This is a genomic window from Verrucomicrobiia bacterium (assembly GCA_035629175.1).
Taxonomy (GTDB): Bacteria; Verrucomicrobiota; Verrucomicrobiia; order Limisphaerales; family DASXHY01; genus DASXHY01.
In genome coordinates this window covers 13852-31930 of sequence record DASPIL010000091.1, presented here as the reverse complement: position 1 = coordinate 31930, position 18079 = coordinate 13852, and the positions used below count along the sequence as shown (strand labels likewise).

Here is an 18079-nt window from a genome sequence, read left to right as displayed (position 1 = left end):
AACGGTCCCGCTGCGGCCAACAATGTAATCAAGTCAGCGGACTAACTTCAAAAACTCGTCGAAATCCGCAGGTCGCGGCGCCTCAAACTTTGTTCTGCGGCCAGTCACGGGATGGGTAAACGCGAGAGTGACAGCATGCAGCATCACGCGAGGAGCGCCAAACCCAAGCAGTTCCTCCAAACGGCGATTTTGCCGCTGGCCATAAGTGTCGTCGCCCGCAAGCGGAAATCCCAAATGTCGAAAATGGACGCGAATCTGGTGGGTTCGCCCGGTGTGCAGGATGGCTTCGACAAGGGTCGTTGAGCGCAACTTCTCAAGCACGCGATAACTGGTATGTGCTTCGCGGCCGCTGCCATCGCTGACAGCCATTCTTTTGCGATGAGACGGATGCCGTGCAATGGCAGCACGAATCTCACCGTTTTCCTTTGCGAGTTCCCCACAGACAATGGCGTGATAAATCTTCTCTACTGTTCGACCGGCAAATTGGGCGGAGAGGGCCAAGTGGGCGGCATCGTCCTTCGCCACGACCAGGCATCCGCTCGTTTCCTTGTCGAGCCGATGCACAATTCCCGGCCGGGCAACACCGCCAATTCCGCTGAGGCCTCCCTGACAGTGATGGAGCAAGCCATTCACGAGGGTATTATCATCGTGGCCCGCTGCCGGATGAACCACCAGTCCTGGGGGCTTGTTGATGACGAGGAGGGATTCGTCTTCGTACAGAACATCCATCGGCATCTCCTGCGGCTGCGCAGTCGCAGGCCTGGCTTCCGGCCAGAAGATCTCAATGCGTTCGCCGGCGCGAGGGACATGAGTCGTCTTGACGGTGCGCCCATCCACGCGAACATGCCCCTCGTCAATTAGTCGTTGAAAGGCGCCGCGTGACACGGCAGGAAATTCGTCCCGGAGAAAGATATCCAGCCGTTGAGAGGGAAGCGTCCTGCAAACGATGACCACTTCGGTTCGACCGTTCATTGGCCGTCAACGTAGCTCAGTTTCCGCGGCAGGCGATTGCACGGTGCGGGCGGTGCGTTCAGCGCGCCATGTCAGCAGAAAGACCAGCCCCACCCCGGTGCAGATTGCGGTATCCGCAACGTTGAAAGCCGGAAATCCATGCACCTGTCCCTGGCGTTCAACGTAAAAATACAGGAAATCGATGACATGCCGGCGGGTGGGGAGCAATCGGTCGATCAAGTTCCCGATGATGCCACCGACGATGAGGCCGAACGCCACCTGGCCAAGCCGGGAGCGGGTATCGAAGTGACGGCGGGTGAGGTAGAGAACAATCAATGCGGCCACAGCGATCACGGCCAGCAGGAGATTATTGCCCTTGAACAAACTCCAGGCTGCGCCCGTGTTTCCCCAATGCACCAGCTTGAAGAAGCCTTCGATGATGACCCGCTCCTCCTCGTACCCGAGAAAACGGAGGACAATTGCTTTGGAAAGCTGATCCAGTGCGACGATCGACAAGGCAAGCGCGGCGATCCGCCATTCAGGCGTGCGCAGGGGGTTGCCAATCGGGTTCATACGAGAAGCGGTGATTTAACAGATCCAGCGGTGAAAAAACAAATTCTTTTCCGTTTCGGCACGTTGACAGCCTGTCGATGCGTGGAAAAATGAGGCGTTGACACCCATTTTGAATTCTGGTCTCATCACCGTCCCTTTTGCGGGGAAATCATTTTATGTACGCTGTATTAGAAACCGGAAGCAAACAGTATCGCGTTAGCGCGGGCGATACGCTCCAGGTCGAACGTCTCGCTGTGGACGCCGGCCAGCCCTTCACTTTTGACCGCGTCCTGCTCGTCAGCAATGACGGCAAAGTCACGGTCGGCGCCCCTACGGTCGCCAGCGCTTCTGTTGTCGCCGACGTAGTCGAGCACATCCGCGGCGAAAAGAAACTCACGTTCAAGATGAAACGCCGCAAGGGCTATCACAAAAGCATCGGACATCGTCAGGAACTGACGGTCGTCAAGATCAAGGAAATTAAAGCTTAAGAGTTTATGGCACATAAGAAAGGTCAAGGCAGCGTTCGCAACGGGCGCGACAGCGTCAGCAAACGGCTTGGCGTCAAGCGTTTCGGAGGACAGTTCGTCACCGCGGGCAGCATTCTCGTTCGGCAGCGCGGCACCAAGTTCCTCGCGGGCCAGAATGTAGGCACCGGCCGCGATTGGACTTTGTTCGCCCTCGCAGACGGCAAGGTGATGTTCGACAAGGACAGCCGCCGCGTGAACATCGTCGCAGAAGCTCAAGCCACCGCGCAAAACTAGGTTTTGTTCGTTCCATTTCAAGGCGAGGTTTCGGCCTCGCCTTTTTTGTTTCCGCAACAGCCCCCGGCCGCACTTGCGTCCGGCCCGCCCGCAGGAGATAAGTGATTTAACGCCTGATTCACAAGGTCAGGCCGAGCAGGAGAGAATCAACGCATGTTTATCGATGAAATCAAAGTGTATGCCCGCGCCGGCCATGGCGGAAAAGGCGCTATCGCGTTTCATCGTGAAGCCTACATTCCCAAGGGCGGCCCGAGCGGCGGCAACGGAGGACGCGGCGGAAGTGTCATCTTGCAGGCGGATCATGACTTGAACAACCTGATCGGCCAATATTATCAACCCAGACTGATCGCCCAAGACGGCAAAGGCGGCATGGGCAAGGGCATGGATGGCCTCGCCGGGAAGGACCTGATCATCAAGGTCCCGTGTGGAACGCTGGTCTGGCGATTGCCGTCCCAGCCGAAACCCGAAGAGGCTGATGACGATGAAGCGGACGAAGTTGAACCGCCCAAGCCCTTGTTGAGATTCAGCGGCAGCCAGCGGGCGGTGATCCGTCACGCAGCCGGTGCAGCTGCCATGGAAGTCGACCTTTCTGCCGAAACCGAAACCCCGGGCGAGAAGCACGATGCCTCGAAGGGCGAATTGGTGGCCGACCTGACGCAACACGGCCAGCAGTTTTTGCTGTGCAAAGGCGGCCGCGGCGGCTTGGGAAATCGAAACTTCGCCACGTCGGTTCGCCAGACACCGCGATTTGCGCAACCTGGCGAGGCAGGCGACGAAGGTGAATTCCTGCTGGAATTGCGAATTGTGGCAGAGGTCGGGTTGGTGGGATATCCGAATGCCGGAAAGTCCACTCTCCTGACAGCCATTTCACGCGCCCGTCCAAAAGTGGCGCCGTATCCGTTCACCACTTTGCACCCGCAAATCGGCATCGTAGAATACTCAGACTTTCACCGCCTCACTGTTTGTGACGTTCCCGGTTTGATTGAAGGCGCCCATCAAAATGTCGGCCTTGGCCACGCATTCCTGCGCCACATTCAACGCTGCAAAGTCCTGGTGGTGCTGGTCGACATGGCGGGCAGTGACGGACGGGAACCCTGGGACGACTACCGCAAACTGCTGAAGGAACTCGAGCTTTATGCGCCGGCCTTGATCGAGCGGCCGCGCCTTGTTGTTGCGAACAAAATGGATGAGGAACCCGCCGCCGAAAATTTGAAGAAGTTCAAACGGCGCGTTCGAAAAACGCCAGTTCTGCCGATCGCCGCTGCGTTCGATGAAGGAATCGAAACGTTCAAGCAGATGATTCGCGACGCCGTTGCCGCCGCAAAATAGTTCATAGAATTTGCCGCACCTTTCGAGTTCCGGCTGGCGGTCGGGCAGGAACCCCGGTAGAAACCTGACTCCATGACCACCGGCCTAATTCGGGAATCGTGGAGTTCGCGGCTCGGAGTGATCATGGCCGTCGCCGGAAGCGCCGTCGGGCTGGGCAATTTCCTGCGCTTTCCGGGACTCGCCGCCAAGTACGGCAGCGGCGGGTTCATGATCGCCTATTTCATTTCGCTGCTCATCCTGGGAATTCCCATCTGCTGGGCGGAATGGACTCTCGGACGATACGCAGGACAGAAGGGATTTCGTTCCAGCCCCGGGATTTTCTACGCTCTTATTCGACACCCTGCGGGGAAGTACATCGGCGTGCTGGGTGCCATCATCCCTGTCACGATTTACATGTATTACGTGTATATCGAGGCGTGGTGCCTCGGTTACGCATGGTATTCAGCCAGCGGGGCCCTGAATCTCGGGACCGATGTCAGTTCCTACGGCGATTTTTGGGCGCGGTTTGTTGGCGCCACTGAGAACGGCTTGACCGTATCACAGGGCCACAACCAGGTGGTCGTGTTCCTGGTGATTGTCTTCGCGATTAACTTCGCAATCATTTACCGGGGGATCTCCAAAGGGATTGAAGCGTTCTGCCGCTGGGGCATGCCCACGCTCATACTCCTCGCCATCATTGTCCTCGTGCGCGTTCTCACGCTGGGGACACCCGACCCGGCCCTGCCCGAACAATCTTTAATCAATGGGCTCGGCTATATGTGGAATCCGGGCGACATCTCCCAGCAACTTCGGAATCCCCAACTGTGGCTTGAAGCCGCTGGGCAGGTGTTCTTTTCGTTGTCTGTCGGTTTCGGGGTGATCATCACCTATTCCAGTTATCTCCGCGAAAAGGACGATATCGTTTTAAGCGGCCTGACCGCCACGAGCGCGAATGAATTTTGCGAAGTGGGCCTGGGTGGAATGATCACGGTTCCAGCAGCATTCGTGTTTCTCGGCGCGGCGGGAATCATCGGCCAGGGAACGTTTGGGCTCGGATTCAAAGTCCTTCCTCTCGTGTTCTCCAAAATGCCGGCTCCGCAGTTTTTTGGCGCCGCCTGGTTCTTCCTGCTGTTCCTTGCGGCGATTACCAGCTCGCTGTCCATGCTGCAGCCGGGCATCGCGTTTCTCGAGGAAGGCCTCGGCCTCAATCGCAAACAGTCCATCAGCCTGCTGGGCCTGATGACCGCCATGGGATGCCTGTTCGTGGTTTACTTCAGCAAGGACCTGAAGGCGCTCGATACGATTGATTTCTGGGTGGGCACTTTCCTGATATTCCTGCTCGCGACCGTTCTAATCATCGTGTTTGGGTGGGTCCTCGGAATTGAAGAGGGCTGGAAGGAGGCGCATAAGGGCGCGTCGCTCCGGATTCCTTCGTTCTTCAAGCTCATCATCAAATACGTCTGCCCGCTTTATCTCCTGACAATTTTTGGATTCTGGGTGTGGTTCAAGGTATTCGGATGGAACCCAGCCACGCGAACGTTTGAGCCGACAAGTTATGTCACGGATCTTTACGGCCCAACAGCCAGCCCGGTCGCGCGCATGAGTGTCGCGCTGATCGTCCTGATTATCACATTTTTCATCATTACCACCGCCGCGGCTGGCAGACGCTGGGACAAGGCGGGCAATTCAACATCCAGGGAGAAACAACCATGACAACCGGCGGCTGGATCAACATGATTGTGTCCGTGTCCTTCGTGGTGGCCCTTTTCGGCTGGTGCATCTACCGCATCCTGACAGAAGCCAAACCCGATGAGCACATTCACGGCATTGAGGATATCCAGAAGGGAGAGGATTGATTTTCGCGATTTGATGAACACGAACAACCGGCGCCAGTTTGCCAGCGATAATTATTCAGGAATCTGTCCCGAGGCGCTCGCTGCAATGCTTGAGGCCAATGAGGGACATGAAGTCAGCTACGGAAATGACTCATGGACGAAGCGGGCCTCCGACCTGATTCGCGAGGTGTTTGAAACCGACTGCGAAGTATTCTTTGTCTTCAACGGAACTGCCGCCAATTCCCTTTCCCTCGCGGCATTATGCCAATCGTATCACAGCATCCTGTGCCACGAGCTCGCGCACGTTGAGGTTTCGGAGTGCGGCGCGCCCGAATTTTTTGCAAACGGGATGAAGGTGCTGCTGCTCCCGGGCGCAAACGGAAAGATCGATCCGTCCGCCATCGAGCAAGCCGTTCAGAAGCGCACGGACATTCATTACCCGAAGCCGCGCGCGATCAGCCTCACTCAGGCAACAGAAGCCGGCACGCTGTATTCACCTGCCGAGTTGAAGCATCTCGCGTCGATTGCGCGGCGGTTCGATTTGCGGATGCACATGGATGGCGCCCGCTTCGCCAATGCCGTGGCCGCTTTGAACCTGAGCCCAAAGGAACTGACGTGGCAGTGCGGGGTTGACGTCCTCAGCTTTGGAGGCACGAAGAACGGCATCGGCCTCGGAGAAGCCGTGGTGTTCTTCAATCACGATCTCGCGCGGGAGTTTGATTATCGCTGCAAACAAGGCGGCCAGCTGGCGTCAAAAATGCGATTCCTCTCCGCACCGTGGCTCGGCACGTTGCGTGACAATGCGTGGTTAAAGCATGCCGCCCACGCGAATGCCATGGCGCGGCGCCTGGAACGGGAATTGGCTTCGATTCCAATTATCCACATTGCTTACCCTGTCGAAACGAACGCGCTGTTCGCGACCATTCCAGACGCCATCGTGCAACGCATGCACGAGCGCGGATGGAAGTTCTACACGAATGTGGGATTCGATTATGCGCGTTTGATGTGCAGCTGGGACACAACGCCCGAAGATGTCGATGCGTTCGCTGCAGACCTCCGACGCTTCGCAACCGAGCAATAATCGTTCACGCGGGAACCGCTGCGGGCCGTCCGCGGAATGTGCCTTTGAGCCAGGTCCAGGCTGCGCGTAATCCCACCTCGCGTGTTCCCGCCAATCCGTAAACCTGCGCAAATTGCTCCTCGTGCCCCACGTATCGCGGTGGCAGCAGCAGCATGGTCTTCGCCTCGCCGCCTTCAACACGCACTACCTCCGAGTAGAGGAACCCGCATCCTGCCAGATAACGCCCCGCAGGCAGCGTCTGCGTCTTTTCGGGAAGCACCAGCCACGGCCGGTATCTGAGCACGAGTGCTCCGCTGGCATCGCGTGTGAGGCGGCCATACGTGCGGGCGGGCGCCTTCTCGATTTTCCGTGCCAGGAACAATTTGTTCTCAGTCGCATGCGGTACAAACCGCTTGCACCGGCCGGTGACGAAATCCCAGATGAAAACGAGCCCGAAGTGCGACAACCGGAACGACCAGCCTGCGATGCAATACGCGAACGCAATGATGATCAATGCCCAGGCGGCCCCAAGCCACGGGTCGATCCATGCGGTTCCCGCAACACTTGCAAGGAGCGCGAGGCGAAATCCCTTCAACGCAGTGTCAATGATTGTGAACGGACTGAGCAGGATCAGGATGTTGATCGCATTGGAAGCGAGAAAGACGATGAAGAAGGCCAGCATGGCCAGCGGAATGACGAGTGCCGTATAAAGCCAGCCGAAGTCGATCGCGGCAAATCCCAGCGAGGCAAGAGATGCGCCATCCCCTGGGTTGCCCTGCTGGAACAACGTCACGGCCAATGGGACAAACGCGCCTGTTGCAACGAGGCCGCTGATCTTGTTCTCGATCGTGTCAGCGACATCGAGGGGCTTTTTGAGCGCCGTGGGAAGAGCGGTCCCGAATGTGTCCTTGATGAAACACAATGCGACCAGCACCAGCGCGGGAACCCAGAAAGCGGGATTCGCGTACCAGTGCAGCTTTGCCTTTTGCTCGGGTGTCTTGGCTTCGAAGTATTGCCACGCGCCCACCGCGCCCACTCCCAGGAGAGGCGAAATGGCGACGCCCGTGATCATGGAAATGGTTTGCGCCATTTCCACGCCTGGAACCTTTTGTTTCTTTTCGGCTTTCGATTTGGTGCCAAACCACGGCGCCGCATGGGCAGTGAGCAAGGTGGCAGCAAGCAGAATTGCTGTCAGGGCGAGCATCCTTGATTTCATGCCTTGTAGATTGGCTGAAGATTATTCGCTGTAAAGAGGAGGAACGCACTTTGGCGTTCCACGGACGAACGGTGTTTGTAATTCAATCGCACGAATGAACCAGTAGCGGCCCCGTTTTGGACACAATCGTTTCGAGGATTACATTTTGTCGACGTCACTTGCAGCGTTCGCGGTTGAGGCGGCTGGGCTGAACACCTGATCCGATTTTGCAAAAAAACTTTTGCAAATTGTCGCTGCACTGCTAGAAGAAAGCCTGTCGGCCCGCAAAGCCGGCACAATTTTAAATCCTGTTGAACGAATTCCGCGTGGGCGCGTCGGTTCCTCACGACCAAGTTTGCGGACGAATATCGTGTTGGAATGAACGTGCCTATATTTTTCGCGGCCGCCGCCGCAAAAGCCGGCGAGTACGAACTGGTCTACATCTGGCGCCAAGCCACGATTGAAGCCAAAGTCATCATCCTCTGTCTTGCCGTCTTTTCCATCGTCGCGTGGTTCGTCATGTTTTCCAAGGCCGCCCAAATGCGGCGCGCCAAGAAACTGAACCATTTCTTCACTGCTGAATTTCGATCTCAAAAGGGTGTCCTCGACGTCTACGATCGCCGTGTTGAGGCGGAAGGATGCCCGCTGTTCATGGTCTACCGGGCAGGCAGCATTGAGCTGGATCGGCGCTTAAAGAGTCGCGAGGGCATGCGGAAGCAATATGTTTCACTGAAAGGCATGGAACACGTGAAGCGAACATTGGAAAACAGCGTTGCCCAGGAATCACTCAAGCTCGAATCCGGCCTGATCCTCCTGGCAATTGCCGTCAGCGGCGGACCGTTCTTAGGGCTGCTCGGCACGGTTTGGGGCGTCATGAGTACGTTCGGCCACGTCGCCATGCAGGGCAGCGCCAGCCTCACAGCCATGGCACCCGGCGTTGCGGCCGCTCTCATCACTACTGTGGCCGGCTTGCTCGTGGCCATTCCGTCCATGTTTGGTTATAATTGGCTGGTACACAATTTGCGCGTCATGACCGTTGAATTGGACAATTTCGCGCAGGAATTGGTGTCGAAGATGGAAACAGAATACTTGAAGGAGGAATGAGACGTTTCTCCCAACGCAGTCACCTGGTAACGCTGAGCGAGATCAACATCACGCCACTGCTGGATCTTGCATTTGTCCTGTTGATCATCTTCATCATCACCACGCCGCTCCTGGAACAGGGCATCTCGCTCAAGCTCCCCACGGGCGGCAAGCCCGACAGTCCCGTGACGCAAACCGACATCCGCACGGTTGAGGTCAGTCCGCAGGGCGTTTATTTGCTGAACAAAAGGCGGGTGACACTGGATCAATTGGAGGCTTTGCTGGTGCGGGATTGGAAGGCAAACCCGAACCTCGTGGTTTATATTCGAGCTGATGAAAATAGCCGCACAAAGGATTTCACCGCGGTGATCGACCGTTGCCAGCGCAATGGGATCACGCGTTATTCCATCCGAACGGAACCGCAGCGCCGATGAATCGCACCCAGAAAAAATGCATGGTCGCTTCAACAGGCATTCACCTGTTGCTGCTCGTCATTTTACTGGTCGGTCCCGCATTCTTTGCCGGCAAGCCGCCGATAGACCACTCGCAGATCATTGAATTCATTCCGCTCGTTACGACAGATCTGAAGGCCTCGGGGGGCGGCGATCCAACGGTGACGAAGCTTCCCGCCGCTGCAAAGGTTGAAACACCGCAAGCCGATCCTGAACCGCCCAAGCCGGCCCAAAAAGAACCTGAGATCGTGGCACCGCCCGTGTCCAAACCGCGGCCGCAGCCCAAAGCCGCCGAGCCTGAAAAGAAGGAAGACAGCGAATCGCTCGAGGTTTCGTCGAAACGGCCAAAGCCGAAGGTGAACCTGAACCTGGTGAAGCGGAATACGGATGCAAAGGAAGCGGCAAAGGTCCGCGCCGCACAGCAAGCCCGCGAAGCTGCTGCATCTCAGCGCCGCCTCGCGGAGCGACTCGATCGCGCCGTGTCAGGCATCCGCGGCGGTTTGTCCGGGAGCACGGAAATCCGGCTCAAGGGCCCGGGCGGAGGAGGCGTTCCCTATGCGAACTTCTACGACGCCGTCAAATCGGTTTATGCCCGTGCCTGGCGGGTTCCCGATGACGCGACGGACGACTCCGCCACGGCGGTTGCTTCGATCGTCATCGCAAAAGACGGGACCGTCATCAGCGCGCGCATCGTTAAATCTTCTGGCAACACAGCCGTCGATCGCTCCGTGCGCACGACACTGGACAACGTCAAATTTGCAGCACCTCTTCCTGCGACCGAAACCGCCCCTCAGCGGGAGGTGACCATCAACTTCAACGTTCGGGCGGCGAAAATGTACATGGGATGAAAAAGCTATCGATTTACGCAGTTGTCACGGCCGCAACGCTCCTATCTTCAACCGCTGCGGACATCAGCATTGAACAAACAGTTCGCGGCCTCGGCAACACACCGCCGATATGGGTCTCGCTGAGCGGGATTTCCGGTGAGGCCGCCGAGGTTCTCCAGTTCGATCTCTACGTGCAGGGTTTCGCGTTCACCAATTCCGCGGGTGCGCAATATCAGATCAGCGGCACAAGCGCTGGCAACCTGCAGGCAAGGGTCATTGATTCCGTGACCAGACAGGCGCTTGTTTCCAAGAACTATTCCGGCGCCTCGCTGCGGCGTCAGTCGCATGCCTTTGCTGATGATTTTGTCGAGGCCCTCGGAAGAAAGGGCATCGCACGAACGCGTCTCGCCTACAAAGCGGCCGCAGGAAAGAACAGCGAAATTTTCGTCGCGGACTTCGACGGGTTCAATCAACAGCCCGTCACTGCGGACAAGACAATCGTTGCTGCGCCATCCTGGGTTCCAGGAAAATTCGGCCTGTGCTTTGTTTCCTACAAACTCGGCAACCCCGCGATTTTTCATCAGAACCTCGCCTCAGGCGCGCGGACTAAGGTCGCCTACTACGGCGGCTCCAGCATCAGCCCGTCAGTGTCTCCCGACGGAAGCCGGGTCGCGATGATCCTCAGCAAGGGCGGCAGTCCCGACGTCTACGTTGCAAACCTCGATGGCACCGATCTGAAGCGGCTGACAACAACGCGCGAAGCGGAATCATCGCCGTGCTGGTCGGCGGACAGCCAATGGATCGGGTTTGCCACCGAGATCAAGGGACGCCGGACGCTCGCGAAAGTCCCAGCCGCGGGCGGCGTCGTGAAGACGATTCCGACGCCTGGTTTTCTAAATCCAACCGAGCCCGACTGGTCTCCGGACGGCAAGTGGCTGGCGTTCACATCGCAGATGCGCTCCTTCCGGATTTGCATCGTTGCGGCTGAAGGAGGCACGGTGACAGAGCTCGTTGAAGGCGAGGATCCGTCGTGGGCACCGAATTCCCGGACTATCGCATTCACTCGCAGACACAGTGGGGGGCGCCGCGGACTGTCTCTACTTGACGCGCCTACCAAACAAGTCAAGGATGTCGTCCGAATTTCGGGCAACAGCTCGCAACCGAGCTGGGAGAAGTAAGTTGTTCGTGAAGAACAGAATGAAAACCATGCGTTTCGCGACGTTTTTGGCGGTGGGTCTGATGCTTGGCGTGACAACTTCCGGTTGTCGCAAAAAACCCGTGGCGGTCGAAACAATTCCCAATCAACCGATCGCCCATGTCCCGGATTTGCCGACGATGCCGCCGATCGAAGGACGGGACTCCGATTCTGATTCGGCCACGGAAGCTCCGATGCAGCCGCTGCCTGAAGCAGATTCCCATGAAGGCTGGGCGAACAACACGGACATTTTCAAGATTCACACGGTTCGCTTCGGCTTCGACAGCGCCGCGCTTGGCAACGAAGAAAAATCCAAGGTGGCGGCCGTAGCCGATTACCTGAAATCGCATCCCCGCGATGCAGTGCGCGTCGAGGGTCATTGTGACGAACGTGGAACCGAAGAATACAACCGCACGCTGGGCGAACGGCGTGCGCTGGCAGTCCGTGATGAATTGCTGCGCCTCGGAATTGAAACCGGCCGCGTGGACACCATCAGCTTTGGCGAGGATCGGCCAGTCGATCCCGCCCACAACGACAGTGCCTGGCGGCAGAATCGGCGCGGTGAGTTCATTCTCCTGACGCCCCCCTCCTGATCTTGCGGTAATCCTAAAAGACAAATGAAACTCATCAATCTTTCGGCGGTGTTGATTATCGGGCTGCTGGTTGCCGGGACTGCGTCCGGTTGCAAAACCAAGAAGAGCGGTGCCACCCCGCTGCCGCGCAACGGAGGCATCGGGCTGACCGGTGGAAACCTCGGGGAAGGCAATCGCCTGGGCCAGGGCGATGGCTTTGACAGCACGCTCAGCAGCGCCCCGGGCGGCGGCGAAGCTGCGGAATTCGATCCCGACCAAATGAACCAGGATCGCGATGCCCTGGCCGCATACACAGTTTATTTCGGTTACGACAGCCACTCGATTGCACCCGGTGAGCAATCAAAGATGGAGTCGGTTGCCGCAGCCTTGCGCAGCGATGCTTCGGCCCGTCTGCTGGTTGAAGGTCACTGTGACGAACGCGGCACAGAAGAATACAATCGGTCCCTGGGTGATCGCCGCGCCCTGACTGCGCGCGAAGTCCTCGCTGGCATGGGTGTTGAGCCGGCCCGTGTCGCCACACGCACCTACGGTGAGGATCGACCTGCGGATCCCGGCCAGGGCGAGTCGGCGTGGGCTCGAAATCGTCGTGCTGAATTCATTCTGCTTCACCCCCGTTAAGGCGGTTTCACCGCATTGAAATCGGTTTTGACACTTTACTAGGCAGTTGAAGCGACGTACCGTGCTTTCGCTAGTTTTATGAATATCACTTTTGCAGCAATGCTGGGCGGCTGGGAAATCGTTCTGATTCTGGCTGTGGTTCTCATTTTGTTCGGGGCCAAGAAACTGCCAGAACTGGCGAAGGGCTTGGGAACAGGCATCAAGGAATTTAAGAAGGCCACCCGCGAAGTGACTGATGAGATTCAGAACGCCACGGACGACACCCCTCCACCGCCGTCGCGGCGCCTGCCTCCGCAAAATACAGCTGCCGAATCCGAACCTACCATCCCGCAGTCTTCGTCCGGCCCGAAAAGCTGATTGCCTGAACGCATTCTGCCATGGCCGACGAACCGGAAGCGGAACGCTTTGACGAACCAGAGGACGAAGGCGGACCAGTAAAATCTTTCCTGGAGCACCTGGAGGATCTTCGCTGGGTGCTCATCAAGAGCGCGGTCACGCTTTTCGTGGCCATGCTCCTCTGCCTGATTGCCGGCAACTACGTTGTCAACATTCTCAAGTGGCCCCTCACCCAGGCAAACATCAAGTATCCCGGCACCAACCAGGTTGCCACCATCCTTTACGGCACCAATCGACTCGGGACGTATCCCCTCTCGGCCGAGCAACAGACCGTCCTGAACCTGGGAAGCAATCGTTTCGTTGCCATTCAGATTGAGCCCAGTGTTATCGGCACAAACCAGGTGCTTTCGTGGCGGGTTGCCGAAGATCCGACTGTCGCGGCCCAGGCTCAGAAGATGCAGATTGACCTCATCAATCTCAGTCCTGCCGGGGGATTCATCGTCGCGTTTCAAGTGGCGCTTTACGGCGGGATGGTTCTCGCCGGACCGTTTATTCTGTATTTCGTGGCGGCATTCGTCTTTCCCGCACTGAAGCTGACGGAGAGGAAATATGTCTATCGCGGACTGTTCTTTGGCGGGGGGTTGTTCTTTCTTGGGGTGCTCTTCTGCTATTTCATCCTGATGCCGCTGGCGTTATCGGCATCACAGCTTTACTCGAACTGGCTCGGCTTCGGCGCGTTTCAATGGAAGGCGGAGGATTACATCAGCTTCGTCTGCAAGTTCATGCTCGGCATGGGACTCGGCTTCGAGTTGCCAGTCATCATCCTGACGCTGGTGAAGATCGGGGTGCTCAACTATGGCATCCTTTCGAAAGCCCGGCGATACATGGTCGTGGTCAATCTCATCCTCGGCGCCGTTCTCACGACGCCCGAAGTGATCACCCAGGTCGCCATGTTCATCCCGCTGCAGCTGTTATATGAAATCAGCGTCCAGGTCGCGCGTTACTGGGAGCACCCGAACCCTGCAAAGGTTCGGCGGCAACTCATCCTGCTGGTTCTTGCGTTGATCATATGCGGCGTCGGCGCATGGCTTGTCTACGTCTGGCGCGTGCCGGCGGCTGGAAAATAATCGCGCGGATCAAGCCGGCTCCCTCGGGAAACGCCTACCTCCCGGATTTCCAAAACACTCTTTACAAAAAGAGGGGTCGCGATAATCTCCGGACAACGAATCGAACTCTATGCGAAAAACCCTTTCCCTATTGGCTCTAATTGGAGTGATCGCCCTTGGTACCGGCTGCGCAAATGTCGAGCGCAAGATGGGTCGCGGTTTTGCAAACACTTTTGAAATCGTCCGCGGCGGAGAATTTCGCCGCACCATGGAGCAGACCGCATTATTTGATTCACCCGATGAAGCCTACTCCACTGGTTTCATTCGCGGCGTCAATCGCACGCTCGCCCGCACGGGATTGGGTGTCTACGAAATCGTGACGGCGCCCATTCCGCCTTACGATCCCATCTTCACAAACTATCTCGCCCCTGGGCCGGTTTATCCCGACAACTACCAGCCCGGCCTCCTGGCTGATTCAATGTTCGATACCGACACCTACTTCGGTTACAGCGGCGGCGACGTGATGCCGTTCGTGCCCGGCAGCCGTTTCCGCGTGTTCGATACCCATTGAAGAACTTTCGCTTCCACAGCACGCGCCAACTTTCCGTTGGCGCGTTTTTTGTATGATGACCCTGGACAAACTGTCGCCCTGCAAGGTCAACCTCATCCTGAATATTCTCGGAAAACGCGCGGATGGATTTCACGAACTCGAAACGATCATGCATCCCGTGGCCGTTTGCGATCGGTTAACATTTCAACGAATCGCGGTGGCCGTTGAGCTGACTTGTAATAATCCCAGCCTGCCGCTCGACTCAGGCAATCTCGTCGTCCGAGCGGCAGAGTTGTTTCGCAAGCGAACCGGCATTTCGGACGGCGTCCGTATTCATCTCGAGAAATATCTTCCCCTCGCTGCGGGCCTCGGCGGAGGGAGTGCCAACGCGGCTATCACCCTGCAGGCCCTGAATGAACTCTTCGGATCACCCCTGGAATTCGATCAGCTTCATCAACTTGCCGGAACTTTGGGGTCAGACGTTCCGTTTTTTCTGCAATCGGGACCCGCCCTCGCGACAGGACGAGGTGAGCACGTCAGGCCGCTTGAAGGCTTCGCTGCGTTGCACGGCACCGCGTTCCTGCTGATTCATCCCGGGTTTGGAATATCCACGGCCTGGGCTTACAAAACCCTCGCGCAATACCCTCTCGCGTTGAACGGGACCCCCGGCCGGGCAGAAAAGCTCGTCAGCCTGCTACGGGAGCGGGATGCGCGGGCGGCTGGCGCGGAGTTCTACAATTCCCTCGAGGCGCCAGCGTTGCATAAGTACCCGCTGCTGGTGCTGTTTCAGGAGTTCCTGCGAGAACAGGGAGCGTGGGCGACCCTGATGTCGGGGAGCGGTTCGACCACATTTGCCATCGCGGAAAGCGTCTCAAAGGCGGAATCGCTGCGTGAGGGATTCTTTGGCAAGTTCGGCACTACTCACTGGACGGCGATCGTTCCTGCCTAAGTCAGGGTCTGGTTTTCCTCGGCATCTCGAGCCTGCCGACGTGATCCGACAGCTGCTCCTTCAGCTTTTCAAAGCGGGTGTTCCAGTCTGACCAACTGACTTCCCATTTGTCTCCGCTGAATGTTTTGCGGTATCCGCTCCAGTTCTCTTGCAGAACCCTGAACTCACGCGCTGCAGTCATGGAATCCCCCCATCGGGTATACGCTTCGATCAGGATCAATCGATTTTCGGGATAATCGGGTGCCAGCTCAACGGCCCTGCGCAAATGCGAACGGGCCTTGGACCGGCTGCCAATGCTTCCAATCACAGGCGCCTCCAGGTAGAGAAGGCCAAGGTTGCGATCCGAACCGGCGTAATCGAATTTCGGATCCAAACGCTGGCTCGCCAGGAACTCCTTTTCCATTTGGTCAACCAGGCGAAGAGCTCCGAGACTCTTGGTTCGCGCCAGTTGTCCGAGGTTCATCCCAAGGTAATAGCGTCCCGGAGCCAGATTCGGAACCCGCGAAACCAGGTCGCGCGCCACCGAAATTCCCGTCTCGGCAATTTCCGCCCGGTCGGAATTGTTCCGCGCGAACTCCGCCAAATCAAAGCATGCGCGGGCGAAATGCCAGGCGATTTCTGAATTGGTTGGATTCGTCTGGAAGCGGGACCGCGCCTCCACAAAATCGTGTCGCGCTCGGGCGGCCGGCGACAGCTTGGCGGGAGTGTTCGTGCCCTGTCCGCGGACGCATAAAGTTGCACAATCCAGGGTGGCCAGACAGCAGCAAAGCCAGGCTGAACGCAGAGCAAAGCGGAAACACACAAGTAGGCTTAATACGTTCATCCAGAACGGAATAGCAATGGGTTAATAGCCCCCCAAATAGGTATTGCTAACGACACTTCCAGTCTTATACTGCGGCCTGAGTGAGATCAAAAGGCAAATGGCTCCTGTGTGCTTTTTATTCCACGCTGCTGGTTTTTATTACCGGCTGCGGCGGTATTCACGCGTCACGTTCCGTTTCGCCGTTGGACTTCTTCCTGCCCGGGTTGCTGCAAGCGGACCCACCACCTCATCCCGAACGCATTGTTCCGGGAGCTGAGCCCGTCCAACAAGTTGCTCAAATCTGATTCCCTATGCGATTTCCTTTCGCGCTGTCGGCGAAAATCGCCGGCCACATTATTAAACACAAGGTCCGGCGCACACCCAAATTTGCAATGGTGCTGCAGCTCGAACCGCTGCACACATGTAATTTGACGTGCACCGGGTGCGGGCGTATTCGCGAATACTCCACATCCCTCAAGGACATGGTGCCGCTTGAGAAGTGCCTCGAGGCCGCCCGCGAATGCGATGCTCCCATGGTGTCAGTCTGCGGTGGCGAACCTCTCATTTATCCCAAGATCGAGGAATTGATAGCCGGGTTGCTGGATCAGGGACGCGTTATTTATATCTGCACGAACGGCATGTTTATGCGGAAAAAGATGCGCGATTACGTCGCCGCCATCTACTCCCCGGAGGTTGAGCCGAAGGTCAAGGAGCTGCTCGCGGCAAAATTGATCACGGAAAAGGAAGCTGAAACGATCCGGAACGCGGATGATGCCGCGCGCAAGAAGGTTGTGATCCGTCCCACAACGTGGATGTATTGGAACGTTCACGTCGACGGATTGGAATACACGCACGACCTCATCGTCGAACGCGAAGGCGTGTTCAAGGAATGCGTCGAAGCCATCAAGATGGCCAAGATCCTGGGCTATCAGGTTGCAACCAATACAACGGTTTACCGCGAAACGGATGTTCAGGAAATCGAGGACATGTTCAAGTTCCTCAGCTCCCTGAACGTGGATGGTCACACGATTTCGCCGGGATACGATTACGACGCCGCGAAGAAGGACATGGTCAAGCGGCTGGGCCGCGATCCGAAAGAGTTCTTCCTGACCCGCGATATGACACGGCAGAAGTTCGCGAAGATTCTTGACTGGGGCCGCCTGTTCACGATTTTTGGCACCCCCGTTTATCAGGAATTTCTTGCGGGCAAGCGTGAATTAACCTGCACCGCGTGGGCAATCCCCACCTACAACGTTCGAGGCTGGAAAGCTCCATGTTATCTGATGACCGATGGCCACTATTCGGGATATCAGGAAATGCTGCAGAAGGTGGATTGGAACAAGTACGGCGTGGTCGACGGGGTCGCGCGTGATCCGCGCTGCGAAAACTGCATGGTCCATTGCGGATACGATCCGAGCGGCGCCTTGGGAACCAACTACCAGGCCGGCGACAATTGGAAGAATTTCAGGTACAACTTCTGGCCGCGTCCGAAGCCGTATCCCGCCTCGCCAGATCTGGTGGCGCGAGCGTTCAATGGTTCAACCATTGGCAAGGGTCATCTTGCTGAGGCCAAGGCCGCTATTAATCCGGCTGCAGGCGCACGGGGCGCTTTCACTCGCAAGGAAGAGGCGCATTCGCACGAAAACGGCAATGGAACCAGCGGCTCCTCCTGCGGCACGGGCGACACTTCCGCCCGGGATGAATTGCTTGCGAAGATCGCTGAAGCCAAAAAGGCGAGTTAACAGCTTCGCTTTTAATGATTTCAAGGCTGCCAGTGTTTGACTTGCTCTCTCGCGCTCCGTCCGCCGGGGAACTCCGTGGTCCTCACGCGGCGCATAGGCCCGAATCTGCTCCATCGCCGGCTGCCCATTCGTCTGCACTCGACCGACCAGCAGGTCTGGAAACC

21 protein-coding genes are annotated in these 18079 nt (G+C 57.4%); 17 read left to right on the top strand and 4 right to left on the bottom strand.

Annotated elements, in window-relative coordinates:
* Window positions 1-33: 33 nt before the first annotated feature.
* Together VEH04_15550 and lspA are read right to left on the bottom strand one after the other, a co-directional pair.
* Window positions 34-972 carry an RluA family pseudouridine synthase gene (locus tag VEH04_15550; protein HYG24194.1) on the bottom strand — a complete coding sequence of 313 codons (939 nt, stop codon included), beginning with the start codon at window positions 970-972 and terminating at the stop codon, window positions 34-36.
* Window positions 973-978: 6 nt separating this feature from the next.
* Complete coding sequence (lspA, locus tag VEH04_15545; protein ID HYG24193.1) at window positions 979-1524, bottom strand: signal peptidase II; 546 nt, start codon at window positions 1522-1524, stop codon at window positions 979-981.
* A gap of 155 nt (window positions 1525-1679) precedes the next feature.
* On the opposite strand from lspA, the gene rplU reads away from it, so the two are divergent.
* The 6 genes from rplU (at window position 1680) to VEH04_15515 (ending at window position 6488) form a co-directional block, all read left to right on the top strand.
* Entirely contained in the window at window positions 1680-1991 is a 312-nt protein-coding gene (gene rplU, locus VEH04_15540) for a 50S ribosomal protein L21 (protein HYG24192.1), read from the top strand.
* Between the two features lie 6 nt (window positions 1992-1997).
* Window positions 1998-2264, top strand: coding sequence for a 50S ribosomal protein L27 (gene rpmA / locus VEH04_15535; GenBank protein ID HYG24191.1), 267 nt, complete (start codon window positions 1998-2000; stop codon window positions 2262-2264).
* Between the two features lie 153 nt (window positions 2265-2417).
* Window positions 2418-3593 carry a GTPase ObgE gene (gene obgE, locus VEH04_15530; protein ID HYG24190.1) on the top strand — a complete coding sequence of 392 codons (1176 nt, stop codon included), beginning with the start codon at window positions 2418-2420 and terminating at the stop codon, window positions 3591-3593.
* A 72-nt stretch (window positions 3594-3665) separates the two neighbouring features.
* Window positions 3666-5285: a sodium-dependent transporter gene (locus VEH04_15525; protein ID HYG24189.1), complete on the top strand. Its 1620-nt coding sequence runs from the start codon at window positions 3666-3668 to the stop codon at window positions 5283-5285.
* Complete coding sequence (locus VEH04_15520; protein ID HYG24188.1) at window positions 5282-5428, top strand: hypothetical protein; 147 nt, start codon at window positions 5282-5284, stop codon at window positions 5426-5428. Before VEH04_15525 ends, VEH04_15520 begins: the two co-directional genes overlap by 4 nt.
* 13 nt (window positions 5429-5441) lie before the next feature.
* Complete coding sequence (locus VEH04_15515) at window positions 5442-6488, top strand: low specificity L-threonine aldolase (GenBank protein ID HYG24187.1); 1047 nt, start codon at window positions 5442-5444, stop codon at window positions 6486-6488.
* 4 nt (window positions 6489-6492) lie between these two features.
* Here the strand turns inward: VEH04_15515 and VEH04_15510 are convergent, their stop codons facing one another.
* Window positions 6493-7683: a hypothetical protein gene (locus VEH04_15510; GenBank protein HYG24186.1), complete on the bottom strand. Its 1191-nt coding sequence runs from the start codon at window positions 7681-7683 to the stop codon at window positions 6493-6495.
* Between the two features lie 357 nt (window positions 7684-8040).
* Here VEH04_15510 and VEH04_15505 point away from each other — a divergent pair, with 357 nt between their 5' ends.
* The 10 genes from VEH04_15505 (at window position 8041) to ispE (ending at window position 15371) form a co-directional block, all read left to right on the top strand.
* Window positions 8041-8766, top strand: a complete 726-nt coding sequence (locus VEH04_15505; protein HYG24185.1) for a MotA/TolQ/ExbB proton channel family protein — start codon at window positions 8041-8043, stop codon at window positions 8764-8766.
* A complete protein-coding gene (locus tag VEH04_15500; protein HYG24184.1) occupies window positions 8763-9179 on the top strand; it encodes a biopolymer transporter ExbD in 417 nt (138 codons plus the stop codon). The genes VEH04_15505 and VEH04_15500 overlap by 4 nt, the downstream gene beginning before the upstream one ends.
* Window positions 9176-10045, top strand: coding sequence for a TonB family protein (locus VEH04_15495; GenBank protein HYG24183.1), 870 nt, complete (start codon window positions 9176-9178; stop codon window positions 10043-10045). The genes VEH04_15500 and VEH04_15495 overlap by 4 nt, the downstream gene beginning before the upstream one ends.
* Window positions 10042-11202 carry a hypothetical protein gene (locus VEH04_15490; protein ID HYG24182.1) on the top strand — a complete coding sequence of 387 codons (1161 nt, stop codon included), beginning with the start codon at window positions 10042-10044 and terminating at the stop codon, window positions 11200-11202. Before VEH04_15495 ends, VEH04_15490 begins: the two co-directional genes overlap by 4 nt.
* Window positions 11203-11221: 19 nt before the next feature.
* Complete coding sequence (locus tag VEH04_15485) at window positions 11222-11812, top strand: OmpA family protein (protein ID HYG24181.1); 591 nt, start codon at window positions 11222-11224, stop codon at window positions 11810-11812.
* Between the two features lie 24 nt (window positions 11813-11836).
* On the top strand, window positions 11837-12430 hold the full coding sequence (locus VEH04_15480) for an OmpA family protein (protein ID HYG24180.1): 594 nt from the start codon (window positions 11837-11839) through the stop codon (window positions 12428-12430).
* Between the two features lie 99 nt (window positions 12431-12529).
* Complete coding sequence (locus tag VEH04_15475; protein HYG24179.1) at window positions 12530-12787, top strand: twin-arginine translocase TatA/TatE family subunit; 258 nt, start codon at window positions 12530-12532, stop codon at window positions 12785-12787.
* A 20-nt stretch (window positions 12788-12807) separates the two neighbouring features.
* Window positions 12808-13893: a twin-arginine translocase subunit TatC gene (gene tatC, locus VEH04_15470; protein HYG24178.1), complete on the top strand. Its 1086-nt coding sequence runs from the start codon at window positions 12808-12810 to the stop codon at window positions 13891-13893.
* A 109-nt stretch (window positions 13894-14002) separates the two neighbouring features.
* On the top strand, window positions 14003-14443 hold the full coding sequence (locus VEH04_15465) for an exosortase system-associated protein, TIGR04073 family (GenBank protein HYG24177.1): 441 nt from the start codon (window positions 14003-14005) through the stop codon (window positions 14441-14443).
* A 52-nt stretch (window positions 14444-14495) separates the two neighbouring features.
* A complete protein-coding gene (gene ispE / locus VEH04_15460) occupies window positions 14496-15371 on the top strand; it encodes a 4-(cytidine 5'-diphospho)-2-C-methyl-D-erythritol kinase (protein ID HYG24176.1) in 876 nt (291 codons plus the stop codon).
* A 1-nt stretch (window position 15372) separates the two neighbouring features.
* Here the strand turns inward: ispE and VEH04_15455 are convergent, their stop codons facing one another.
* Complete coding sequence (locus VEH04_15455; protein ID HYG24175.1) at window positions 15373-16032, bottom strand: hypothetical protein; 660 nt, start codon at window positions 16030-16032, stop codon at window positions 15373-15375.
* Between the two features lie 452 nt (window positions 16033-16484).
* Between VEH04_15455 and hpnH the strand changes: the two genes are divergently transcribed.
* A complete protein-coding gene (gene hpnH / locus VEH04_15450) occupies window positions 16485-17915 on the top strand; it encodes an adenosyl-hopene transferase HpnH (protein HYG24174.1) in 1431 nt (476 codons plus the stop codon).
* Window positions 17916-18079: the final 164 nt, after the last annotated feature.